Below are 24543 nucleotides of genomic sequence, written 5' to 3' on the forward strand. Positions count from 1 at the left end.
AAATGTGATAACAAAATAGAATAAAAACCTGACCTGATGATATTAACAATTATACCCCCAAAGGGGTTGTGGTATTTGTTAGAGTAGATGTAAGATTATAAATCATCATTATTTCTGTCACTTGTTTTAGAATACAACACAAATATAATTAGATAATTATCAAATCAAAAATAACAGCCCATTTTTTGCATTAATTTGAAGATCAAATTCACAAAACTGTCTTCAAAATAAATTCCAACACTCATTATTCTAACGTAACTCTAATTACATATCCAAATGTAATTATTGGCTGAAATAGAATGCATAACTATCCTTAAAAAATGATATCTATTAACTTGCAAATCAGAAAAGACAATACATCTTTCTCTTTACTTTCTGAAATAGTTTTTGTAAATTATATACAAAATTACGTACCTAAATAGTTATCACATGAAACGGATTGGCATTGCATTATTATGGATAATATTCGTAATTCTTATTACGGGATGTAATCAAAAGCCAAAAATTGGTTTTTTGATGGATAGCCTCAATAACGAGAGATGGAAAAAAGATAAAGAGCTGTTTGTTCAAAAAGTTGAAGAACTGGGAGGTACAGCAATTGTTGAAATTGCTAATACCGATCCGGAAAAACAAATTTTACAGGCTCAGGAAATGATTGATCAGGATATAGATGTTTTGGTCGTTGTTCCTGTAGACCTTCAAAAAGCTGCTGAAATAGTAAAATTAGCCCATCGAAATTATGTTCCTGTTATCTCTTACGACCGCTTAATAAAAGACTGCAATCTGGATTACTATATATCAACCGACAATATTCATGTCGGTGAATTACAGGCTAATTATCTTACAAAGATCTCACCCCAAGGTAAATATGCTTTAATCAGTGGACCTAAGAGTGATTATAATGCTTATTTACTTCATTTAGGATGGATGAATATATTACAACCTTTAATTGATAAAGGAGATATTGAAATTGTTGTGGATGAATTCTCCAACTTTTGGCTTCCCGATGAAGCTTTCAGAATTATGAATGCCTATTTGAAAACATCAGATCAGGTTGATGCTATCATTTGTGGAAATGATGCTCTGGCCTCAGGTGTTATTATTGCCCTGAAAGATGCACACAAAGAAGGGACCGTTTTACTTGCAGGACAGGATGCTAACATACAGGCCGTTAGAAATATTGTTGCAGGCAACCAAACCATAACAATTTACAAACCCATTGAAGCATTGGCGTTTGCTGCTGCCAATGCAGCTATGAAAATTGCAGATGGAGAAGCACCTTCAAATATGAATATCACTGTTAATAACGGTAAAAGATTAGTACCTGCTATACTTTTAGAAGCTAGTGTTGTTAATCGCCAAAATATCAAAATGACTGTTATATCAGAAGGGTTTATGGGTGAGAGTGAAGTTTTTAATTAATCACCTATAACATTTTATTTAAATGGCCGCCAAAAGCGGCTATTTTTTTGTTTGATAGCCCGTGATGATTACCTATTTTTGAAAAAAGATTAATGCATGTCGCAACTAAAAATATACAGAGCCTCCGCCGGTTCTGGTAAAACATATACTCTTTCGGGCGAATTTATCAAGCTATTATTTGAAGATCCTTTAAATTACAAAAGCATACTGGCAGTTACCTTTACCAATAAAGCTACCTCCGAGATGAAAAACAGGATTCTCGAAAATTTATATGCCTTATCGGTTGAAAATGATGCTGATTATCTTGAAGATTTAATGAAGATTTATAACAAATCAAAAAAACAAATACAAAAGACTGCGCGACATTTATTAATTAATATTCTAAATGATTTTTCGAAATTCTCAGTTAATACAATCGATAGTTTCTTTCAGAAAGTAATTCGTTCATTTGCTTATGAAGCTAATCTGCCTGCGGGTTTTAAGGTGGAACTTGATACCGATCGAGTTTTATCACAGGCGGTTGATGAATTACTAAGAGAATTAGAATTAAAAGGAAATGAAGAACTTCGTGGATGGCTTATCAATCATACATTATCAAAAATTGAAGACGGAAGAGACTGGAATATCGCCAGTGAGCTAAAAACACTTGGTAAAGAAGTATTTAAAGAGGAATTTCAGAGTTTGAATAGTGAAACCCTAGAAAAACTGCAAAATAAACAACTTCTTAACCTCTATAATAAACAATTACGACAGATCACTCACGACTTTGAAAACGCTGTTAAAAACCTTGCATCGGAAGGATTGCTGGTTATAAAGCAACATGGAGTTAACTACGACATGCTTCATTTAAAATCAAGGTCTCCACTTAAAAATCTTGAAAAACTTAGTCTTCTGCAAAAGGCAGATGATATTCTTACTATTCAGAAATTAATTCCGTTAGTTGATAATCCGGAAGAGTGTTTTAACAAGAAGAATAACGAATCGGATAATAACAAAATAGCTGATTGCTTTGGTGACGGGTTAAATAAAATATTATTCGACCTTTCTGAACTCTTTATAAAAAACAAGACAAATTATTGCACGGCCAGACTTATTTCGTCAAATATTAATGCACTGGGTATAACAACCGATATTGCGATTAAAGTTCAGGAAATAGCTCGTAACGAGAATTTATTTCTACTTGCTGATGCCAATAGATTGTTGTTTCAGATTATTGATCAGAATGAAACACCTTTTATCTATGAAAAAACAGGAACACGCTATCAAAACTATATGATAGATGAATTTCAAGATACCTCTCGATTGCAATGGAATAATTTTAAACCTTTGCTTTTGAACAGTGTAGCTGAGGATAAAATGGCAATGATTGTTGGGGATGTAAAGCAATCAATTTATCGCTGGCGTAATTCAGACTGGAAATTGTTAAGTGATCAGGTTGAAAATGACTTCAGTGATTTCGGAACAGATCCTCTGATTCTGGAAACAAATTGGAGAAGCTTTGAAAATATCATTCATTTCAACAATATTGTATTCAAAGAAGCAGCCAGAATGCTTCAATATGAATTTATTTCATCAACAGAAGAAAACAACCCTCAGTTTGAAATACCTGAAGATTTAAAAACAAAAATAACGAAAGCATATGATGATACGGTTCAGAAAGTAGCTTCAAAATCAACAGGAACAGGTGGCTATATTAAAATGGCTTTTCCGGAAGGCAGTAAAAAAGCCGAATTTATGATTAATGCAACAACCAAGGCTGTTGAAGAAATTGAGTCCTTACTTGCTAAGGGTTATGAATACAAGGACATTTGTATTTTGGTTCGTCGTAAAAAAGAAGGTCAGCAAATAACAGAAGCTTTGCTTTCGGGAATTTATTCAACCACGAATCAAAAACATCCGGTTATTTCAAACGAAACACTTTTGCTGGGTAGTTCTCCGGCCGTAAACCTGGTAATTCAACAAATTAAGTACATTCAGGATCCCGAAAACACAGTTTATGAAGCCTATGTAGATTTATACAACTCGTTTTACAAAGTTGACAATGTTGACCAAGTTGGCAGTTGTGATGGAACAGATTTAATTAGTAGTGATCAAACTATTAAAGAAGTACTAAAACAAAAATTACTTGAATTAAAAGGTCAGCCTTTGTTTGAAATGGCCGAAACATTGGTGCGTGAATTACCCCAGCAAATTTTTGAGCATCAGTTTATTTTCATCCAGGGATTATTGGATGCAATACGCGACTATGTGACCAACTATTCTGTTAATGTGCATGATTTCATTGCCTGGTGGGACGATAAAGGTATGAACACAGCCATATCAGTTCCGGAAGGACAAAATGCAATTAATGTAATGACCATACATAAATCTAAAGGTCTGGAATTTAAGGCAGTGGTCATTCCCTATTGCAACTGGCCTATAGATGACAAAGGTTTTGGAAGCCTGATATGGTGTAAACCCCAAAGTGAACCTTTTAATCAAATAGATCTTGTGCCTGTATCATACAATTCACAACTACTTCAATCTCATTTTATTGGTGAATATCTTGATGAAAGATTGCATCAGTTTGTAGATAATCTAAACCTGCTATATGTTGCTTTTACCCGCGCCAAAGAAAGCCTGATCGTATTGGGAGAACAACCTACAAAAACAGGAGGACTTAAAAGCGTATCCAATATTTTACATCGAATTGTCAATCAACTTAACCTGGTACAGATCGATGATGCTTCCAGAAAAGAAAAAATGATTGCTGCATGGGACATTGACCATTTGATTTTTGAATACGGAGCAATACCAGCGAATGAAAACAATAAAATAAATGAACCTCAGACCGAAAATTACATCGTTCGCACCTATGCCTTAAGTGATCGGATTAAAATTCACCCTGAAAGCATGATATTGAATTCACCTGACGGGCTTATTAATCTGAAAAAAGGCAAGTTAATGCATAAGTTATTTGAACTGATTGTAACATCTGAAGACGTTGAAAGAGCAGTAATGCAACTTATAATCAATGGTCAGATTAAAACTTCGGAAAAAGATAAAATTATCGATTTTATAAGCGAAAAAATTAATCAACCATTGGTATCTGAATGGTTTAACCCCCAAAATACAATCATTAACGAAGGTGATATACTAACGCCTTCTGGACTATATCGCCCTGATCGTGTAATTATAACAAAAAATGAAACCATCGTTATTGATTATAAATTTGGTGAAATCAGAAACGACAAATATAGATCTCAGGTTAACCGTTATAAAAACCTCTTAATTAGAATGGGTTATAAAAATGTGAGAGGTTTTTTATGGTATATGGGATCCGAGAATTTAATTGAAGAAGTACTTGATCAACCGCAACAAGGTAAACTTTTCTAAATCAGAACTGATATTCATTAATTTTTCCTGTCATAATAGATAACTGCTCTTTCATCATTTGAAATGAAGCATTAACTTTTTCAAAATTAGTATGTAAAGACTCTGTTGAATCATGTAAATCGAAGCTTTTATTATTGGTAAAGCCAACATTGGTCCGTAATATCTGAAGATCTTCACTTAACTTCTCTACGTCTGAGTTATTCTGATCAACCTTATGTACAATATCCGAAATAATTTCAATTATCGAATTAAGATTGCTTCTAATCTCGTTTGCTTTTGAAGCTACTGATGCTGAAGACTGAACAGTAAGATCTGCCAATTTACGAACTTCTCCAGCTACAACTGCGAACCCTTTACCAGCGTCACCTGCTTTACTAGCTTCTATTGAGGCATTTAAAGAAATAATATTAGTTTGTGCTGCAATACTGTCAATCTGATCAAGTGATTTTTCAATTTCATCGGAGTGATGCACCATTTCCTCAATCACTTTTTTGTAATTAACAATCTTTTCCTGAGTTAGCTTAAAGTTATTTTCTACAATACCCATCGATCTTAGGGCTGTATTTACAACTCTCTCTGACTCACCTGAACTTTTACCTAATCTTTCTCCTATCTCACGCACATGATAAAGTGATTTATTTAAATCTTCCAATGTAGTTACGCCATTATTGGTATGTTCGAAGTCGTTTAAAATAGTACCAGAATAATTGGTTACTTTTAATATTTCCTTTAAAAGCAATTTGATACTTTCGATACTTGAATTAATGCCTTTTATTATCACTCCAATAGTGTCATTACTCTCCAGTATAATTAAATCAGGAATATTTTTATTACTTAAATCATCTGCAACATTGGCAATTAGCCTTAATTTTTTAATTAACAACAATTTCACAAAGCCATAACTTACTAAACCAACAGTTATACCAGCGCAAATGCAACCAATTAAAAACCAAATAAACATTCCTTCTTTCCAATGCACAAAGAAGTTAGCATAAACAGGGAATACAAATCCCATTATAATTCCAAATGCTAACATGCATAACTGTAGTCGTCTTAGAATACTTTTTTTAAACATGTTTGGGTAGGTGTTTTGTTAAAAAAAATACAATTCATAACTCTAACAAAACTCCTATTATAAAGTTCAATTAAGAAACTTACATACAGGTAAATAAAACAATCAAATACTTAATTTAAAAATCGAATTTTAGAATATATTTAATGAATCTTTTATTACTTGTTTGTTTTTTTTGTCGCCCTGGGTTTCTTCTTTTTCTTTTCAACCGCATAACCAAATTTACCAATGCGTTTTCCCACTTCGAAATAATGTCCGTGAGAATAAGTTATCGGCCTTGCTTTTTGCAAACTAAAAGCACCTGTTTTTTCGTCAATATATTTTTCATCTGCTTTCACATTAACCACTTCGGCAATAAACATATCATGTGTTCCAAGCTCTTTAATCTCAGTAACTACACACTCAATATTAACAGATGATTCTTCAATGATGGGTGCCTTTACCTTAAGAGCCTTTCCGGGAGTAAGATGCATTTCTTTAAACTTATCAAACTGCCTTCCTGACCTAACGCCACACCAATCGGTTGCATAAGCAATATCTTTTGTTGTTAGATTGATAACAAACTCTCCGGTTTCTTTAAGAATGGGATAAGAATGTCGCCCTTTTCGAACAGATATATAACACATTGGCGGATCAGAACATATTGTTCCTGTCCATGCTATTGTTATTATATTATAGTTTTCCGGCTTATCTCCTACTGTTACCATTACAGCAGGAAGTGGGTAAATCATATTTCCTGGTTTCCAATCTTGCTTTCCCATATTCTTACGTCTTTATTATACAAAAATAACATATAAAAATTAGGCTAAAAGCATTTTCATAAAAGGCATAGAATCCCGCTTATATGTTTTGCTTAAAAGTTGTACTTTATAAAATGAGATACTTTTTAATTAGTTCAATTCTTTGCTTTGGTCTTTTTTACTCAATATTCTGAAACTAATTTACATTGGAATATTTTGAAGTGAGTAGTTATTTTAATTCTAACTATGCGATTGAAGATAACCCATTGACTAAACATGATAGCATTACATAGGGACAGAGCTATAGTTTAACAGGAAAGTTAGATTTTGGATATAATAAAGTTTTAAATCTTGGATATTTTATAAGGTTTTAACAGAAAACATCTGTTATTCAAATAGATGTTTTCTGTTAAATTAATATATTCAACTACAATACCTCCAGATGTTCAGCTGTAGTAATTTTTTCACAATAATGACATTTTAGAGCTAGGGGCTCCTTACCTGCTAATGAAAATTTTGTTGTAATCTTCTCATTATTAGTAATACATTTTGGGTTGAAGCATTTTGCTATACCTATAATACGCTCTGGTATTTCTACATTTCTTTTTTCAACAACCTGATAATCTTTAATGATGTTTAATTTGGCTGACGGAGCAACTAATGAAATTTTATTAATATCATCATCAGCGAAGAATTTTTTAGCCACTTTAATGATAGCCTTTCTTCCTTGCTTTTTACTTTTAAAGTTTGTTCCAAAAGTTATCATACTCTCGCTTTGATCCAAACCTAAGATGGAAATAACTTTAAACAAATGATTTGCCGGAATATGATCAATTACAGTTCCGTTTTTTATAGCGCTTACGTTTAATTCTTTTTTAACCATGACTTCTTACTTTATCAATTCTTAAATTATTTCACTAAACCTAAAATTGAGGCTATGATGGCCATTCGCGCATAAACACCATTCTCGGCTTGCTGAAAGTAATAGGCTTTAGGATTATCATCAACATCAGTATGAATTTCGTTAACCCGAGGCAGAGGATGAAGAATTCTCAAATTATCTTTAGTATGATTAAGCATTGAATTACGCAATACATATACATTCTTGACTTTTTCATATTCGATTGGATCAGAAAAACGTTCACGTTGAACCCTTGTCATATATAAAATATCGGCTTCCGATATGATATCTGTAAATTCCTTGTGTTCGTAATATTTGATACCTATTGAGTCTAAAAACAACTTATACTCATCAGGCATTTTTAAAGAGTCTGGAGCAATAAAATTAAAAGTGGTATTAAAATGTGACATAGCCATTAATAAGGAATGCACCGTACGTCCGTATTTTAAATCACCCACCATAAAAATATTCAAATTGTCTAAAGTTCCCTGAGTTTTATAGATTGAATACAAATCCAATAAGGTTTGAGTAGGGTGTTGGTTGGCACCATCTCCGGCATTTATAATAGGCACACTTGACTGTTCAGATGCATATCGAGCAGCTCCTTCTAATGGATGACGCATTACAATCAAATCACTATAATTACTAACCATTTTAATGGTATCTTTAAGTGTCTCGCCTTTAGTGGTAGATGAAGATGACGAATCGGAAAATCCTATAATACCACCTCCTAATCGAGTGATAGCAGTTTCGAAGCTTAAACGGGTTCGGGTTGAGGGTTCAAAAAATAGTGTTGCCACAACTTTACTATCCAAAAGCTTTTGATTAGGATTTGCCTCAAATTCTGAAGCCAACTCAACAATGCGCATGATCTCATCCTTAGAGAAATCAGTGATGGATACTAAACTTTTGTTCTTCATTTGCATTCTTTTTTAGCGATTAATCATACCACAAGGCACGACAGATATTTTGGTTTATTATTTTTAGTTTGAGAATTATTAAAAAGAGAAAGAACCGAAGATTTCACAAAAAAAAGACCTGATAAAAATATCAGGTCTTTTAAAAAATATCTAAAAATGAAAAATTGCTCTTTGTTATAGGTAACGTCACTAAAGAAAGAAAAACCATTACTTAACTTATCGTCAACCGGATGATAAGCATGGCATTTATGACGCCCGTTTGTATTAATTTCTTTCTTCATTCCGGAATTCAAAGATACGTAAATTTAATATTAATTACCAAGGAAAACTCTTTTTAAAAAATAACAATTGGGTAACTTTGATAAATATCAAAATCACCCAATCATTTGCTTTTCAAGCCTTAATTATGCTCTTATAATTTTATTCTTTCACCTCTTCCATCATAACTTCAACAGCCTTTTCTAACTGCTCATCTCTACCTGATGTCATAATCTCATAGGTATTTTTAACCTTCACATCTGGTTCTAATTGCGAATTTTCAAGATACTGTCCATTCATATCTTTGGCTCCTACTTGCGGAATACCAAAAACCAATGAAGGGTCCTGCATACGCTCCCACCAAACTGCAGTCATTGTACCAGGCACAGGCATTCCTATTAATTTACCAATTTCCAAAGCATGATACGCAAATGGGAAAGCATGCGCATCAGAGTAGTTTCCTTCACTCATAAGTACACAGGATGGTTTATTCCATTTAGCAATGGGTTCTGAACCAAAGAAACGTCCACCTGGATAATAATCAACATATCGCTTACCACTTAAAAAAGTTACCAAATCATCGTGCAACCAGCCACCACCATTAAAGCGGGTATCAACAATTAAAGCCTTTTTATCATGATTACGGCCTAAAACTTCAGAGTAGAACTCACGGAAACTTGGAGAATCCATTCCTCTTACATGGACATAACCAATGGTGCCATTCGATAGTTTTTCCGTCTCCTCTCTCCTGTTTTTTATCCATCGTTCATATAACAACTGATCTTCCTGACCTTGTGTAATTGGTTTAACTGTTTCATTCCATCTTTGTCCACTAGCAGGGCTGTATAAACCTAGCAACGTTGGTTTACCTGCTTTATGATTCATTATTTTATACTTATTAGCATTGGTAACCTGAACACCATCAATCTTTTCGATAATTACTCCTGTAGCTATTTTAGATTCATCATCCACTACCGGACTTTTGTCCATTACCTCTGTAATTTTTAGACCTAATCCATCGTAATTATTATCATAAAATAAACCTAAATGAGCTGTCTGATCACCTCCCTTTGCACTATGATAATAGCGACAACCAGTATGAGATCCATTCATTTCACCCAGCAATTCACTCATCATTTCTGAGAAATCGTAATTATTACTGATGAAAGGTAAAAACCTGGAATACTCACTCTTATAAAACTCCCAATCAACATTATGCAAATCACTACGATACCACTTTCGCATCACCTGACGCCAGGCATGTTCAAGCATTGCTTCTCTTTCACCTTGAGTGTCCAGGTACATTTCGGCCTTGTAACTTACAGCTTTGGTACTGTTATCAGAAGTACTAATCTTCATTATTTTACCACCCGACATTACAAAAATATTGTTGAACGAAGAATCGGCCTGCATATAACCTCCTTGTCCATCAAGTACTGCTACTTTTTTTGTCTCGTTCTTCTTAAAATCCTGTACCCATAAATCATGACCTTTTTCGAAACGACTTAAATAATATAATTTATCTCCTTCTGGAGAAAGCAAAGCTCCGGCAAGTGATGAAGAATGAATGGTTAAACGTTGTTTACGATCTTCCAATCCATTCATCTGAATTTTGATCAATTCATCGGCTTTTTCTTTATCATCCCCTTTTTTGTCTTTCTTTTTATCGTCAGATGTATCATCTTTTTTCTTTTCTTTTTCTGCCTCTTTTTTCAATTCAAGTTCTTCTTTTGTCAGTTTGAACTGATCAAAGCTTTCCTGATTAAAAAACAAAGCATATACATCATCTGTAGCACCCCAACTACCATGATTTCGCATACCATTTTTATCAGTAAACCAAATCATCGCATTTCCTTTCATCATCCATTGTGGCCGGTTATCACCATATCCACTTTTTGTTATATTAATGACTTTTCCTGAACCATCAGCCGGCACTAATCCTATTTCATTAACCATCCAATGATTTGGTGTATAATCAACTAAAAACCATTTACTATCAGGAGACCATTGATACCACTGGTCTCCATCAGAATAGGAGTAATTATATTTACCGTCAAGAATAGTTCTGACAGCCTTCGTCTTTAGATTAATTACCTTTAATATGACTCTGTTCTCCAGATAAGCTACTTCCTTACCATCAGGCGAATAATGTGGTTGGAAGGTTTCTTCATCAATCTCAAGGATTGGTTCTTCTTTTATAAGTGTTGAATTGGAAAAATATAAATCATCATCACTTACTATTGTTGATTGATATAAATTCCAACTTCCATTTCTTTCAGAAGCATAAACTAATGATCTTCCGTCAGGACTAAAACTCACTGACCTTTCCTGTTCAGGAGTAGAAGTAATCCTTTTAGTAGTTCCATATTCAGTTGAAGTTACAAACACCTCTCCTCTTACAATAAAGGCTATTTCTTTACCATTCGGAGATAAATCCATTTCATTGGCACCACTGCTTAAACTCATGTATTCAAGTTCACTGTCACCATTATCAAGGTTTATTTCAACATTAACCTTTTGAGGATCTTGTCCGGGTGTTTGTGTATATATTTCACCATTATAGCCATAACAAAGAACATCATTTTCTGAAATGGTAAGGAATCGTAATGGGTGATTTTTAAACGACGAAACTTGACTCACTTTTGCAGGATCACTCAAAGGAAATTTACAAACATTAAAAGTACCAAACTGCTCACTTAAGTAATAAACGGTTTGCTGATCTGAGGACAATACAGGATACCTGTCTTCACCTTTAAATGAACTTAACTGAGTATGCGAACCATCTGCAATATTATATTTCCATAAATCACGTGTAACAGCTGAAGTATGATGTTTTCTCCAAGGGTCTTCATACCCTTTATAATCCTGGTACAGCATAAAATCACCATTCGTACTATATACAACTTCCTCTGCAGGTGTGGTTAATAATTGATTGACATCACCCGTTTCAATGTTCACATTATATAACTCTGAAAATCGGCCATATGGAAACTGTGTTGAAGCGGCATCATCCAAAATCCTACCTGAAAAAACTATATTCTGTCCATCAGGTGTAAATGAATAAGCCACCTCGTTTGTTGAATGATAAGTTAATCGTCGTGCACTACCTCCTTCTGCAGGTATAATAAATACATCAAAATTCCCATAACGATCCGATGCAAATGCAATAGATTTTCCGTTAGGAGACCATACTGGCCTGTAATCATGAGATGGATGAATTGTTAACGGCACAGCCATTCCGCCTTCAGCATCAACTTTATAAATATCTCCTTTAAAAGAAAATACAATTTGTTTGCCATCAGGTGAAATGGCAGGATATCTCATCCAAACTGGTTGAGCAAAACTTTGAGCAAAAAATACTGCAAAAAAAGCAAGTAAAGCCCACTTCATACTTTTCATAGTTATTAAGGTTTAAAAGTTTATGTGAATTCTTCGTATGCATTTTGTTAGGAAAATCAAATGTAAGAAGTTAAATCTTTATATTCAATAAAGTAAATTTGTTCAAAAAGTGAAAACTATTTAAAATTTTAAGATACATCTTACTACCTACTCCAAATAATTAGTAAATTTGAATTAGAAACTAAAAATTAACTGTCCACCCAAATCCATACTTTTCCCTAAATATACAATCTGCATTATCTGATTGTTTATAATTTATTGACATTATTCATTAAATGGAAAGTTGTGTACACAGATATAAAATTTTGAAAGAGCATAACCTGATAATTCGATATTTCAGAAATAAAGTTCTTATTAATGATCTGTATACAAATATTATTCAGAGTTTATCGGATAAGGATTATAATTCAAATCTTAAATCCCTTTTTGATTTCAGAGAAGCTGAATTTAATATAGATATGGATGAAATAAGAATATTTGCAGATAACATCCGGAAGCATCCATCATTACAAACGAAAAGAATAATCGTTTTTTTAACTCATACACCAAATCAAGTTGTTTTCAGTAATTTATTGGAATCGTTTCAAAAGTATAAAAGATTTCAAATTCATACTGTCTCCGGCATAGATACTGCTATTTCTCAATTTGGAATTAAAAAATCAGTCAGAACTTTAATAGAAGAAGCAATTAACAATATGAAATCTTCTACATAACCTTATTTTTCTACAATTAGTTTCAAAAATATAAATCAGAAAATTGACAATTCTTTGGGATTTAAAGGCATTAAACAACCATGAATTATTCAGTTCGCATATAATATCTAATCATTAATCGGAATAATCACTCATATTTCTTTATTGATTATTTTCTGGTTGTAATTGACGAATTTACTACATGATTAACAACTGTAAGCCAATAAATTTGTGATTATATAATGTAACTATATTCAAGAACAATCATGAAAATAACCTTTCTAATTATTCTATTTAGTATTACTTCCTTATTAGTTAAAGCTCAAACATTAACATGGACCGTTAGTACGGAAGGAAATACCTGGCAACAATCGAAAGTTAAATTACAATCAAAGTCATCAACTGAGCCTATTCTTGAGGTTAATGGAGATGAACATATTGTAACCTTTAAAGCTTGGGGAACTTGTTTTAATGAACGCGGTTGGGATGCGTTAAACTTACTTCCAAGAGAAGAACAGGAATCAATCCTTAAAAACTTATTCTCGCCAAGTGGAGATTTGCAATTTACTTTAGGTCGTTTTTCAATGAATGCCAATGATTATGCCCGTGATTGGTATAGTTGCGATGAAGTATCAGGTGACTTTCAGCTTAAATACTTTAATATTGATAGGGATAAAACTACGCTAATTCCGTTTATAAAAGCAGCACAAGAGCAAAATCCGAAACTAAGTTTTTGGATTTCACCTTGGTCACCTCCGTCCTGGATGAAGATTAATCATTATTACTCAGTCGTTAGTAATGATCAGTATAATGAAATGGATCCAAAAATGAATTTTCTTTTATTTGAAGGATTAGAACAAAAAGACAACAGTGTTTTTCCGCATCAAATAACAGTTAATAACTACTTTATACAAGAACCACGTTATCTGACAACATATGCCAATTATTTCTGCAAATTTATTTCAGCTTATCAGGAAGAAGGGATAAATATTGATATGGTAATGTTCCAAAATGAACCCTGGAGTTATACTCCCTACCCTGGCTGTGCTTGGACTCCTGAAGGGATTATACAATTTAATGCTGAATATCTTGCTCCTGCCCTAAAGAAGCAACATCCTGATGTTAAATTATATTTTGGAACCATAAATACCAACCGTTATGATGTTGTTGATCAGGTTTTATCGGATCCACGTATGCCTGAAACATTTGACGGTGTTGGATTTCAATGGGAAGGTGGTCAGATTCTTCCAAAACTTCGTGAGAAATATCCTAATTATAAATATGTACAAACCGAAAGCGAATGTGGCTGGGGATCATTTGACTGGGGTGCTGCAGAACACACCTTTCAGTTGATAAATCATTATCTGGGCAACGGTTGCGAAGAATATACATTTTGGAATGCTATTTTGAGTGATGACGGAATAAGTGGCTGGGGCTGGAAGCAAAATGCTCTTATCCGTGTGGATTCCAAAACCAAAACAGCAACTTATACTCCCGAATATTTTGCAGTTAAACATTATACTCAATATATCACTCCAGGTAGCAAAATTTTGGCTTTTGTAAATAATAAAGATGAAAAAACGCCTGTTATGATTATAAAAAATCCACAAGGGAAATTATCAATATTTGCGGGAAATTTTAATTATGAGGCTAAAGAAATAACTGTAAAAATAGGTACGAAATACCTGGAAGTTAACCTTCCTGGTCATTCATTAAATTCGTTCCAGATGAACTAAAATATTAATATGGCATTAAGTCATGTTTCAATACAAACCAACCCATTCCGACAACACAATTGACTGAATGTTTGTATAAGTCCCATTAATTGGGACTTTTTTATTGTTTTAAGTACATAGAATTTTATTTGTATAATAAATAATCTAAACATCCAATTGCGAGATTAAATGATATACAATCTATTTAATTGCTTTTAAGAACAGTTATGTTATAAAAACTAGAGTACACACAAATAGAAAACCTTAAATATTGTTCCTAGAATATCAACTTGACATTTAATTAAGCACGTCTGTCACAATTAATCTCAATTTAATCATTTCCCTATTGACATTTAATTGGGAATAATAGAATTTTGCTGAATTAGTATTGGAACAAATTAAATAAATAAGATATGATTAGACTTAGCCAAAAACTGTTTGTTATTATTTTAACAATTGGGATGACTTTTCTTGCTTCGTGTGAGAAAGAAAATACTGAAATTGAATCAGGAAACATCCCTGGTATGGGTGAAACACCCGGTGATTTTGAAATCTCAGAAGCCTTTGTATTGCCAGCTGGAATTGAAATGTCTGCCATTACAGGACTTTCTTCAATTGAAATTACTGATGTCGACCTTTCTTTAAAGAAAACTTCAGATAGAAGAGAAAGAGGTTGTGGTAGTCAGGTACAATGTGAACTAACCTTTGGAAATGCTAATGCCGAAGATTGTGATATAGAAATTAAAGGTGGAACTATTTTTGAATGTTTAGAAGAAGATGGACAAAGTGGAATGTGTATGCAAACCATCAGAATACATGTACTTGGCCATAGTAAGGTTCAAGTTAAATTTTATTTACAATGTTTAAATGAAGGTAGACCAGCAAGTAGAACTGTTGACACATATATAATCAGAGGTGTTACAGCTTCTAAGTCCTTCAAGGATTTAGTCAACGCTTTGGAACCTAAAAAAATAGATATTTCTGAATTCAGCGATAACATGTCTGACTATAATGTTATTCAAGGTAAGATTCAGCAATCTGTTTGGAAGTTAACCAATAGCATTTTTGGTGTTAATCAAGCAGATTGGGATTATATTGCTTCTTTACAGAATAAAGAAAATTAAGATCATATCTGATAATTAATATCTTTAGACATTATAAAGGATGATTGCTTAAGCTTTCATCCTTTTTTTGATTTTATATATATTTATTGAATCCAAATATTATTCAATATGCCGCTAGCAATCGAGGATATAAAAAATGCCAGTAGTCGTATTCAACCGTTCATTAATGAAACACCCGTAATACAATCTTCATTATTAAATGATTGGCTAGGACATAGCATTTTATTTAAAGCTGAATGTTTTCAGAAAATTGGAGCGTTTAAGGCACGAGGAGCATGTAATACAGTTTCGTGGTTAATAGAAAATAATATCAAACCTGATAGAATAATTGCCAATAGTTCAGGAAATCATGCTCAGGCTGTTGCTTATGCTTCAAGTCAGTTTAATATTCCGTCAACTATTTATATGCCGGCTTATGCATCTAAAGTAAAAGTACAGGCTACGCAAGCGTATGGTGCGCTAGTTGATTTATCTGAGAATAGAATTATCACCGACGAAAAAGTTAAACAAGCTTCACTTGACAAAGGCACGTATTGGATTCACCCTTTTAACCACGAACAGGTTATCGCTGGTCAGGGTACTGCTGCATTTGAAGCTCTGAAACAAGTAGAAACTATTGATGCCATTTGTGCCCCATGTGGTGGAGGTGGCTTATTATCAGGAACATTAATCACAACCCGTTCTTTATCACCTAAGACTAAAGTTGTTGGTGCAGAGCCATTAAATGCCAATGATGCTGCCGAATCATTAAGACAGGGTTCTATTCAGAAACTAAATGCAACGCCAGACACACTTGCAGATGGTGCAATGACAATGTCGGTTGGTGATATCACTTTTGAATATCTTAAACAATTGGATGAATTTTATGAGGTAAGTGAGTCTAGAATCATTTACTGGACCCAATGGCTAACTCATTTGTTAAAATTGCATATAGAACCTACCAGTGCCATGGCAATGGAAGCTGCTTTTCAATGGTTGAAAACACAAAAAAATAAAAAACGTGTTATGATCATCCTTTCCGGAGGCAACATTGATAATATAACTCAAACCGCACTATGGAAAAATAATTATCTTGATTCCATACCCTTACTAAACTCTTAACACTTTAACATCAGCTTTATTTCACCGTATTGAGGTAATAAAACGAGATATAAATTGTAACTACTAAAACGCTTAATTTTATCATTTAATACGCAACCATGTATTTATCTTTTCATCAATGAATAAAACAGATATGATGAAAAGAATCTTATTTTCCATTTTTACTTTTTTCATAATTTTTTTGCTCACATCTTGTCAGAAAGACACTGAAATCTTACCAAATAATCAAAGAATTCTATTTCAGGTAGAGTATCTAAATTATGCATGGGTGTATCAACACAATGGTTTTCTGATTGACTGTTCGGGCAATATATACTATTACAACAACCCAAGTGAATGGAATTTTATCGAAGATGATGGAACTTTTCATGAAGAAGCAATGAATGAAAATCTTACATTTACCGATTCAATTACACATTCTATTGATAATTATGAGATTATAGATAAAGCCGCTAAAATCTATCAGGCCTCAATAGGACCAATTTCCGACCTTAAATGTGAGATGGCTGATGCCGGCACCATTGTTTATTCAGCTTATATACTGAATAATCGAACTCATAAATACCATAGGATATTGCTTAAGCAAAGTGGAGATTGTAGCAGAGAAAACCTTTCACAAGCAGCTATTCAATTATATCAGTGGTTACAATTGATACAGGAAAAAACTGTTCTTAAAAATTAAATAAATCAATAAGCAAAGGCAGTTCTAATTGTTTTGATAATTGTGTTATTTTTGCATGATATCTGATTTTAACTGCGGGGAATGAAAATATTTAAACAACTTCTGATTATCCTTTCAATCAATTTTGCCGGAGAATTATTAAGTGAAGCACTTTCTTTACCCTTACCAGGCAGTATTATTGGCATGTTGATACTACTAACTTTTTTACTGTTAGGATTGGTGAAAGAGGAACATATAGCAGAAACTGCCTCTTTCCTACTTGATAATATGCCATTTTTCTTTATTCCTGCTGGAGTTAGTGTAATGGTTTCATATCAATTCCTGGAAGGGCATCTGGCCGCAACCATTAGTACCATTGTTTTATCAACTTTATTTGTAATGATTATTACAGGTCTTATAACACAGTTTTTAATTAAAAAAAAGAATGATGACTGAAGCCCTGACAAATACACACTTATTTGGAATTTTGTTAACACTTGGACTATATTTTGGTTGTATATGGTTACGTAAACGCCATAAAAAAAACTGGATTAATCCACTTCTGATAAGTGCATTTGCAATCATTATATTCCTTACTCAACTCAACATTCCATATGAACATTATACTAAAGGAGCAGGTTTTATTCATGCTTTTCTTGGTCCGGTAACAGTTGTATTGGCTTTACCATTATACCGACAGCGAAAATTATTAGTACAACATAAATACTCAATTATTGGAGGTATTATTAGTGGAGTGGCTGCCTCATTTATTTCTGTGATTATATTATCTCGTATTTTTCATTTAAATGATGTACTTGAACGTTCACTTATACCACATTCTGTAACCACTCCAATAGGCATTGCATTAAGTAACTCTTTAAATGCAGTAGAAGGCATTACTGTTATTTCCATTATTATTACCGGATTATTGGGAGCTGCAATAGCGAAAATATTATATAAAATACTTAAAATAACCCACCCTATTGCCAAAGGTTTAACATTAGGTACCGCGGCTCATGTTTTGGGAACGACCAAAGCCATTGAAATGGGTGAAACAGAAGGCGCCGTTAGTAGTCTGGCAATTGGAGTTGCTGCTATTACAACAGTAATTTCTGCTACAATATTGCAAATTGTGGGGTGGTATTAAAATTACTTACATTTGAGCCAAAACCGACTCATGAAATATTTTTTTGTTTTAGCAACTTGCTTAATAACATTATCTATTAAGGCACAATATCAAGGACCCATCGAACCAATTTATGAAGGATACGGTGCCAATGGTACACATGACGTCTCAGTACTAAATATCACTAATGATTATTGGCTATTAAGAGATATCTCTATTTTTTATCCTTCTGATATTACAACTCCGGTCCCTACGGTTTTTTATTCACACGGTTATGCATCAGTAGATACCGCTTATCACATTGAAACACTTCGACATATTGCATCCAGAGGATTTGCTGTTGTATTTGTTCCTTATAAATCAATTGGGATAGATAACACTGAACGTTATGTAACACTACGAAATGGCTTTATGAAAGCTGCTAGAACAGCAAAATCAATTATCGATACAACTCAGGTCGGTTTCTTTGGTCAATCATTTGGTGGCGGAGCTACTCCATGCAATGCGTATAAATTATTCACCCAAAATAACTGGGGAGAAAACGGACGTTTTATGTATTGTTCGGCTCCTTGGTATGCGTTGGAAATAACACAAGAGGAATTACAGAACTTCCCAAATGACTGTAATCTTTTAACTGTTATATATGATGATGACACATCAAATGATCATCGTATGGGAATGGACATTTTTAATAATATTTCCATTGGAAAGGAGAATAAAGATTGTCTCATAGCTTATTCATCAACAATTGAAGGATACAATTATGAAGCTGACCATACTCTTCCTGCACAATATACTGGTGATAGTGAATTTGATGCCCTAGACTATTATGTAACCTTTCGATTGCTGGATGCATTGGCTGATTATACCTTTACTGGTAATGTAACAGCAAAGCAAATAGCGTTGGGCAATGGAAGTACAGAACAAATTGATATGGGATTGGTACAAGCTTTATCCTGGAGTGATATTCCCATTTCTATATATAATCAATCGAAATACAATTCTCCTTGTAATAGTCAAACAAATCCTAGAATTGATTATTGCGATTCAAGTACGGACCTTGACATAAATACTGTTGTCACTATCGATCCAATTCTTTACCCCAATCCAGCTTATGACCATTTAAATATCATAATGAACAGAACGTATCAAGAATTGCTGATAGAAGTTTATGACCTTTCAGGATGTATTGCATTGCAATCCAGAAACAATGTTACACTTGATATTAGCCATTTACACATGGGAGCATATATTTGTTTAATAACAATTGATGGGATAACTTCAAATTTAGAGTTTGTGAAAAAGTAAAAAAGCGCATGACTACCGTTTCGTCATGCGCATTTTCTTTAAGGTTGCAGGCATTTTTCAAACCTCTCTAATTTTATCTGCAACCCACTCTTTCAAGATTTTAATATCATTTGCCAATTCTCCCAATACAATTTCGTCATTTGTATTTATGCTACACATCGTAGTTGTTCGGGCAATATTTTGAGAGGCCGTCTCAACGTCCTCTGGAATAATCAATACTGTTTTTAAAAGGGTAAGATGACTTATAATATCACCATGATCGGCAATTAACTGATATTTCTGAGATAACCCACCGAGTAAACATTCACCTGCCATTCCGGCCATATTAACCAAAATGGGTATGGTTAATAATTTAGAAGTTTTAAATCCCTCAACATGCTTACAATACTTAAAGCCTTGTTCAATTAGTGTTTTTGATTCTGCCACACCATATTTAAAACTAATTAAACAATTGCTTATAAATAGCGAACAATTCATCTTTATCTACCTCACCGTTCAAACTCTTTTCACGTTCTTTGATTGCATCCAGAACTTTTTGAGATTCTGATTTAGATAAATGAACACCTACTTCGCTTAGTACAGATTGAATTACTGCACTACCTGAATGTTTTCCAATGATAAATCTGCTATTTTGACCAATATCATTTGGATTAAATGCATGATAACTCATTGGATCATTTATTAAACTACGACAATGAATACCTGATTCATGCGAAAAAACTCTTTCTCCTACAATTGGTTTTGAAACAGAATTCTTCCTGCCCGAAACCTTTTCAATAAAACTACTTAACCTGGTACAAGTCTCCAGATTAATTCTATTATTCTGATGAACCGAATAATGAAGCGCTGCAACCACTTCTTCCAGGGCAGCATTACCGGCTCTCTCGCCTAGACCATTAACGGTAAGTGATACGCATGTTGCACCAGACTGCAATGCAACCAGCGTATTGGCTGTAGCCATGCCCAAATCATTGTGGGCATGAAACTCCAGCTCAACGCCATTACAAAGCTCCTTGTAACGTTTAAACATTTCTGCTGTACTTAACGGATTCATGATACCCACAGTATCAGCCAGACGTATTCGATCAGCTCCCAAATTAATAGCCTGAGAGATAAAATCATTTAAAAATGTCTGATCAGTGCGCGATGCATCCTGAGCACCCACTGAAACAAATTCAAACCTTTCACGGGCTTCTTTCATCATTGTTTGAAGCGTTTGCATTAACCAGGAACGATCTTTATTCATCGACGCCAGATGTATTGCAGATACGGGGAAGGAAATATTGATCCGCTTTGCACCTGTGCGCAACGACGCTTCCAAATCGGCACGGTTTGCACGCGCCCAACACGTTGAATCAAATCTAAATCCCTGTGCAATTAATGCCTTAATATCTTTCTCTTCTTTGTCAGAGATAATAGGCGTACCTATTTCGAGCTCCTGAACTCCTGCTTCATCAAGCAAAGCAGCAATTTCCATCTTTTCCTTTAACGAAAAAGAAACACCCGGAGCCTGTTCTCCATCACGCAAAGTCGTATCAATTAATTTGTAGGCCATAACAAAGGAATTTAAATTTATATTTTAAAATCTGCCTAATTACTAGTCTGTAATCAAGTAATCCTCTACAGCTTCTCCTTCTTCAAGTGCATCCAATATTTCATCGATGCGCTCTTCAGTAACACCTCCATACCAAAGGTTATTTGGATGAATAACCATAATTGGTCCTTGTGAGCAAACATTTAAACATCCTGTTGTTGAAACAGTAACATCAAGACCTCTGTCGTCACACTCTTCCATCAGGTACTGTATCAGATCAACTGCTCCACTTTTATTACAGTAACCTTGCGCATCGCCTGCCATTCTGAAGGAATTACATACTAAAATGTGATAATCCGGCTTTTTCATACGATTCGATTTTATTTGTTTAGTTTATTTATGTCTGTTATTTGCTTTATTAATTAACAAGACAGAAGTATTAAGATTTTATTTCGTCATAACCAACACTTCTGCCTTCTGCCTAAAAACTGTTCTACTTATAAAATATCAACCACAACCAGAAGCATTACCAGTGCAACCTGAACCACATTTAAATACTTCAGATTTACAGAGCGTTCTTAATTCTGTTCCTTTATAGACATGATCCAGACCCTGATCTATCATCCCACTCATCTCAACTATTTTGATTCCACTTTTTGCAAGAATCTTTGAAGGTTTAGGTCCGATACCACCCACCAACATTGAACGACAATCATTTAAAGTATCTGCCAATTCGAGCCAACGCTTATCTCCTGCTCCTCTGTCTGGTGTTGTTCTGATATTAACCAGTTTATAACCATTGGGTGTTTCTTTAAAAACATGAATTCGGTCTGCTTCTCCTAAATGCTGGTTAACCAATATACCTTCCATACTGGCAACAGCCACATAAGGTCTTTCTTCTCCATCATTTATGGTAAGTTTTGCAGCTTCAGAAAGCAATTGCGCCGCTTCAGCTGAGTCTTTCCCTAATAGTCCCGCTGCATCGGCCCTGCAGCGTGCACAATGTGACATAGGTGGCAAATAAGTTTCAACTCTTTGGCGCAATGCTTTCATCCACTCCGACGATGGTTCTTTTAAGTCCTCGAATGGCGTATCTTTAACAGGAAACAAAGGAATTGTATTCATCAGATCCACTCCCAGTTCCGCTATTTTTTCTGCTACTTCTTCTATTTCATGATCGTTAATACCAGGAATAACAATCGAATTAACTTTTACAACCATGTCTAAAGATTTCATCTTTTTAATGGCTGCCAATTGGTTCTCCAAAAGAACTTCTCCGGCACTTTTACCGAAATAACCTCTTTTATCGTAACGTACCCATCCATATATTTTCTCTAATGTTTCAGGACGGAAACTATTTAAGGTAACGGTTACGTGAGATACATCCAGTTCTTTCAATTCATCAATATAAGGCCCAACATTCAAGCCATTGGTAGAAACACACAACAACATATCCGGAAATTCTTCCTTCACTAAGCGAAGTGTTTTCATGGTTTTCTCCGCATTGGCAAACGGATCACCAGGCCCAGCGATACCAACCACGGTAAGTTCGGGCATAATATTCTTTAACTTCTTTACATATTCCAGAGCTTGTTCTGGCTGTAGAACATTACTGGTAACTCCGGGTCTACTCTCATTTACACAGTCGAACTTACGATTGCAGTAGTTACACTTCACATTACATTGAGGTGCTACCGGCAAATGAACCCTTGCATTAGTATGATGCGCTCCCTTGTTAAAACACGGATGTTTAGAAAAATCTTTCATGAGAGTATATTTAAAGAGGTTTATAATCGATTTATATTAAATGTATTTGTATCCTATTGGTGAATTATCCTGTTTGTATTCAATCAATGAATTCACTATTCGGTCGAATAATTCCTGTGTTCCTTCGTATGCCAAATGCTTAATTCGCTGTCCGCCCAAACGGTCATGAATTGGAAATCCAACCCGAATAATAGGAATCTCAAGTTCTCTGGCTATGTAATAACCTTTACTGTTACCAACAATAAAATCTGGTTTCAACTCGTGTGCCTGTTCATTGATTTGCTCAAAATCCGAATCAGACATAACCTTTATTGTTTCAGCGTTTGAAGGGCAATGGTACTTTAATCTTTCGGTAAGGTTATTATTAGCTCCACTTGCAGCTAAAATAACTTCCACTCCTATTTCATCAAGAAAAGCACAGATGCCTAACACTAAATCTTCTTCTCCATAGACAATGGCTTTTTTTCCAAAAACATATTTATGTCCATCGGCATATGAATCCAGTAAACGAGCTCTTTGAGCCTGATATTTTTCAGGAGTTTCTTCACTACTTATAGTGGCTATATTGTTGAATAAAACATCGGTAGCCTTTACTCCTATAGGTAGTATACTTTGATACTTAGCAACTCCATGTTCTTTCTCAAGCCAGGCTGCAGCACTAAGGTTTCCACTGGTATTTTTACCTGCACTAACCTTTGTAAACTCACCCATTTCGAAAGTTGCTTTAGCTCCACCACATAATTTCAGATCTTTTATAGGAGTTCCACCTTTAGGTACTCTGTAGTATTTATCCCATGCACCGTTATCCAAAGTATCTGAATAATCAGGTAAAATAATTGCATCTAATCCACAATCGGTAAATATCTCCTTTAGATGACGAATATCAGCAGGTGAAACCAGGTTAGGTAACACATTAACTTTTTCGTTTTTAATGTTATCCTTGGCATAGTTTTTTACCATTTGTAAAATAGTGGCATGAAAACCATCCATATGAGTACCCTGGTAACTTGGTGTTGATACCGTAAACAAGTCAGGCCATTCCTCATCATTAGTCATGCCTTTGATATGATTCAGCATCAGCTCTACATCCTCACCAATGGTTTCACTTAAACAGGTTGTGGCTACACCAACGGCTTTTGGCTTGTACTGGCCAATTACATTTCCTAAAGCAACTCTCAGGTTTTCAGCTCCACCAAAAATGGTTGTTTCTTCACTAAAATTTGATGAAGCAATATCTACAGGCTCCTTATAATGACTAATCATATAACGACGGATGTATGTGGCACACCCTTGTGAACCATGAATAACAGGAACACATCCTTCAATGCCTTTTAAGGCAATACTGGCGCCCAATGGAGAACACAATTTACATGCGTTACGGGTTGATACAAATGGGCGTATATCTTTTAATCTAGGTAACTTATCCAT

The 24543-nt window shown here is 34.3% G+C and carries 21 protein-coding genes; 10 read left to right on the forward strand and 11 right to left on the reverse strand.

The features are described 5' to 3' along the window. The first annotated feature begins 429 nt into the window (after positions 1 to 429). Complete coding sequence (locus ACRD62_RS11745) at positions 430 to 1422, forward strand: substrate-binding domain-containing protein (protein WP_430820305.1); 993 nt, start codon at positions 430 to 432, stop codon at positions 1420 to 1422. 96 nt (positions 1423 to 1518) lie between these two features. Then, positions 1519 to 4797, forward strand: a complete 3279-nt coding sequence (locus tag ACRD62_RS11750) for a UvrD-helicase domain-containing protein (RefSeq protein WP_430820306.1) — start codon at positions 1519 to 1521, stop codon at positions 4795 to 4797. A 1-nt stretch (position 4798) separates the two neighbouring features. Here ACRD62_RS11750 and ACRD62_RS11755 read toward each other — a convergent pair whose 3' ends face one another. From ACRD62_RS11755 to ACRD62_RS11780, 6 genes are all read right to left on the reverse strand, one after another. Next, on the reverse strand, positions 4799 to 5872 hold the full coding sequence (locus tag ACRD62_RS11755; RefSeq protein ID WP_430820307.1) for a methyl-accepting chemotaxis protein: 1074 nt from the start codon (positions 5870 to 5872) through the stop codon (positions 4799 to 4801). Positions 5873 to 6027: 155 nt separating this feature from the next. Then, entirely contained in the window at positions 6028 to 6630 is a 603-nt protein-coding gene (locus ACRD62_RS11760; RefSeq protein WP_430820308.1) for a flavin reductase family protein, read from the reverse strand. Positions 6631 to 7036: 406 nt separating this feature from the next. After that, on the reverse strand, positions 7037 to 7492 hold the full coding sequence (gene pyrI / locus ACRD62_RS11765; RefSeq protein WP_430820309.1) for an aspartate carbamoyltransferase regulatory subunit: 456 nt from the start codon (positions 7490 to 7492) through the stop codon (positions 7037 to 7039). A 26-nt stretch (positions 7493 to 7518) separates the two neighbouring features. Further along, a complete protein-coding gene (gene pyrB / locus ACRD62_RS11770) occupies positions 7519 to 8430 on the reverse strand; it encodes an aspartate carbamoyltransferase (RefSeq protein ID WP_430820310.1) in 912 nt (303 codons plus the stop codon). Between the two features lie 23 nt (positions 8431 to 8453). Next, positions 8454 to 8711 carry a hypothetical protein gene (locus ACRD62_RS11775; RefSeq protein ID WP_430820311.1) on the reverse strand — a complete coding sequence of 86 codons (258 nt, stop codon included), beginning with the start codon at positions 8709 to 8711 and terminating at the stop codon, positions 8454 to 8456. A gap of 139 nt (positions 8712 to 8850) precedes the next feature. Then, a complete protein-coding gene (locus tag ACRD62_RS11780) occupies positions 8851 to 12087 on the reverse strand; it encodes a S41 family peptidase (RefSeq protein ID WP_430820312.1) in 3237 nt (1078 codons plus the stop codon). 305 nt (positions 12088 to 12392) lie between these two features. Between ACRD62_RS11780 and ACRD62_RS11785 the strand changes: the two genes are divergently transcribed. From ACRD62_RS11785 to ACRD62_RS11820, 8 genes are all read left to right on the forward strand, one after another. After that, on the forward strand, positions 12393 to 12800 hold the full coding sequence (locus ACRD62_RS11785; RefSeq protein WP_430820313.1) for a hypothetical protein: 408 nt from the start codon (positions 12393 to 12395) through the stop codon (positions 12798 to 12800). Positions 12801 to 13045: 245 nt separating this feature from the next. Beyond that, entirely contained in the window at positions 13046 to 14515 is a 1470-nt protein-coding gene (locus ACRD62_RS11790; protein ID WP_430820314.1) for a glycoside hydrolase family 30 protein, read from the forward strand. Positions 14516 to 14907: 392 nt separating this feature from the next. Further along, on the forward strand, positions 14908 to 15618 hold the full coding sequence (locus tag ACRD62_RS11795; RefSeq protein ID WP_430820315.1) for a hypothetical protein: 711 nt from the start codon (positions 14908 to 14910) through the stop codon (positions 15616 to 15618). A gap of 108 nt (positions 15619 to 15726) precedes the next feature. Then, on the forward strand, positions 15727 to 16719 hold the full coding sequence (locus tag ACRD62_RS11800) for a serine/threonine dehydratase (protein WP_430820316.1): 993 nt from the start codon (positions 15727 to 15729) through the stop codon (positions 16717 to 16719). A gap of 136 nt (positions 16720 to 16855) precedes the next feature. Further along, the gene (locus tag ACRD62_RS11805; RefSeq protein WP_430820317.1) at positions 16856 to 17401 is read left to right on the forward strand and encodes a hypothetical protein; all 546 of its coding nucleotides are present in this window, start codon (positions 16856 to 16858) and stop codon (positions 17399 to 17401) included. Between the two features lie 81 nt (positions 17402 to 17482). Further along, entirely contained in the window at positions 17483 to 17836 is a 354-nt protein-coding gene (locus tag ACRD62_RS11810) for a CidA/LrgA family protein (protein WP_430820318.1), read from the forward strand. Next, a complete protein-coding gene (locus ACRD62_RS11815; protein ID WP_430820319.1) occupies positions 17826 to 18527 on the forward strand; it encodes an LrgB family protein in 702 nt (233 codons plus the stop codon). Before ACRD62_RS11810 ends, ACRD62_RS11815 begins: the two co-directional genes overlap by 11 nt. Before the next feature lie 30 nt (positions 18528 to 18557). After that, positions 18558 to 19814, forward strand: a complete 1257-nt coding sequence (locus ACRD62_RS11820; RefSeq protein ID WP_430820320.1) for a T9SS type A sorting domain-containing protein — start codon at positions 18558 to 18560, stop codon at positions 19812 to 19814. A gap of 57 nt (positions 19815 to 19871) precedes the next feature. Here the strand turns inward: ACRD62_RS11820 and ACRD62_RS11825 are convergent, their stop codons facing one another. From ACRD62_RS11825 to ACRD62_RS11845, 5 genes are all read right to left on the reverse strand, one after another. Then, positions 19872 to 20240, reverse strand: a complete 369-nt coding sequence (locus tag ACRD62_RS11825; protein ID WP_430820321.1) for a hypothetical protein — start codon at positions 20238 to 20240, stop codon at positions 19872 to 19874. Positions 20241 to 20253: 13 nt separating this feature from the next. Then, positions 20254 to 21369, reverse strand: coding sequence for a homocitrate synthase/isopropylmalate synthase family protein (locus ACRD62_RS11830; protein ID WP_430820322.1), 1116 nt, complete (start codon positions 21367 to 21369; stop codon positions 20254 to 20256). Positions 21370 to 21411: 42 nt separating this feature from the next. Then, positions 21412 to 21717: a (2Fe-2S) ferredoxin domain-containing protein gene (locus tag ACRD62_RS11835; protein ID WP_321410556.1), complete on the reverse strand. Its 306-nt coding sequence runs from the start codon at positions 21715 to 21717 to the stop codon at positions 21412 to 21414. A gap of 138 nt (positions 21718 to 21855) precedes the next feature. Then, on the reverse strand, positions 21856 to 23115 hold the full coding sequence (gene nifB / locus ACRD62_RS11840) for a nitrogenase cofactor biosynthesis protein NifB (protein ID WP_430820323.1): 1260 nt from the start codon (positions 23113 to 23115) through the stop codon (positions 21856 to 21858). A 36-nt stretch (positions 23116 to 23151) separates the two neighbouring features. Then, the gene (locus tag ACRD62_RS11845) at positions 23152 to 24543 is read right to left on the reverse strand and encodes a nitrogenase component 1 (RefSeq protein WP_430820324.1); all 1392 of its coding nucleotides are present in this window, start codon (positions 24541 to 24543) and stop codon (positions 23152 to 23154) included.

The organism is Carboxylicivirga caseinilyticus, from assembly GCF_050589785.1.
Taxonomy (GTDB): domain Bacteria; phylum Bacteroidota; class Bacteroidia; order Bacteroidales; family Marinilabiliaceae; genus Carboxylicivirga; species Carboxylicivirga caseinilyticus.

What these genes read in the sequence shown, in the direction of transcription:
- ACRD62_RS11755 (WP_430820307.1), bottom strand. Translation starts at nt 5,872, where the DNA reads ATGTTTAAAAAAAGTATTCTAAGACGACTACAGTTATGCATGTTAGCA.
- ACRD62_RS11810 (WP_430820318.1), top strand. Translation starts at nt 17,483, where the DNA reads ATGAAAATATTTAAACAACTTCTGATTATCCTTTCAATCAATTTTGCC.
- ACRD62_RS11775 (WP_430820311.1), bottom strand. Translation starts at nt 8,711, where the DNA reads ATGAAGAAAGAAATTAATACAAACGGGCGTCATAAATGCCATGCTTAT.
- ACRD62_RS11750 (WP_430820306.1), top strand. Translation starts at nt 1,519, where the DNA reads ATGTCGCAACTAAAAATATACAGAGCCTCCGCCGGTTCTGGTAAAACA.
- ACRD62_RS11815 (WP_430820319.1), top strand. Translation starts at nt 17,826, where the DNA reads ATGATGACTGAAGCCCTGACAAATACACACTTATTTGGAATTTTGTTA.
- ACRD62_RS11800 (WP_430820316.1), top strand. Translation starts at nt 15,727, where the DNA reads ATGCCGCTAGCAATCGAGGATATAAAAAATGCCAGTAGTCGTATTCAA.
- ACRD62_RS11745 (WP_430820305.1), top strand. Translation starts at nt 430, where the DNA reads ATGAAACGGATTGGCATTGCATTATTATGGATAATATTCGTAATTCTT.
- ACRD62_RS11790 (WP_430820314.1), top strand. Translation starts at nt 13,046, where the DNA reads ATGAAAATAACCTTTCTAATTATTCTATTTAGTATTACTTCCTTATTA.
- pyrI (WP_430820309.1), bottom strand. Translation starts at nt 7,492, where the DNA reads ATGGTTAAAAAAGAATTAAACGTAAGCGCTATAAAAAACGGAACTGTA.
- ACRD62_RS11760 (WP_430820308.1), bottom strand. Translation starts at nt 6,630, where the DNA reads ATGGGAAAGCAAGATTGGAAACCAGGAAATATGATTTACCCACTTCCT.
- ACRD62_RS11835 (WP_321410556.1), bottom strand. Translation starts at nt 21,717, where the DNA reads ATGAAAAAGCCGGATTATCACATTTTAGTATGTAATTCCTTCAGAATG.
- pyrB (WP_430820310.1), bottom strand. Translation starts at nt 8,430, where the DNA reads ATGAAGAACAAAAGTTTAGTATCCATCACTGATTTCTCTAAGGATGAG.
- ACRD62_RS11795 (WP_430820315.1), top strand. Translation starts at nt 14,908, where the DNA reads ATGATTAGACTTAGCCAAAAACTGTTTGTTATTATTTTAACAATTGGG.
- ACRD62_RS11780 (WP_430820312.1), bottom strand. Translation starts at nt 12,087, where the DNA reads ATGAAAAGTATGAAGTGGGCTTTACTTGCTTTTTTTGCAGTATTTTTT.
- ACRD62_RS11805 (WP_430820317.1), top strand. Translation starts at nt 16,856, where the DNA reads ATGAAAAGAATCTTATTTTCCATTTTTACTTTTTTCATAATTTTTTTG.
- ACRD62_RS11830 (WP_430820322.1), bottom strand. Translation starts at nt 21,369, where the DNA reads ATGGCCTACAAATTAATTGATACGACTTTGCGTGATGGAGAACAGGCT.
- ACRD62_RS11845 (WP_430820324.1), bottom strand. Translation starts at nt 24,543, where the DNA reads ATGGATAAGTTACCTAGATTAAAAGATATACGCCCATTTGTATCAACC.
- nifB (WP_430820323.1), bottom strand. Translation starts at nt 23,115, where the DNA reads ATGAAAGATTTTTCTAAACATCCGTGTTTTAACAAGGGAGCGCATCAT.
- ACRD62_RS11820 (WP_430820320.1), top strand. Translation starts at nt 18,558, where the DNA reads ATGAAATATTTTTTTGTTTTAGCAACTTGCTTAATAACATTATCTATT.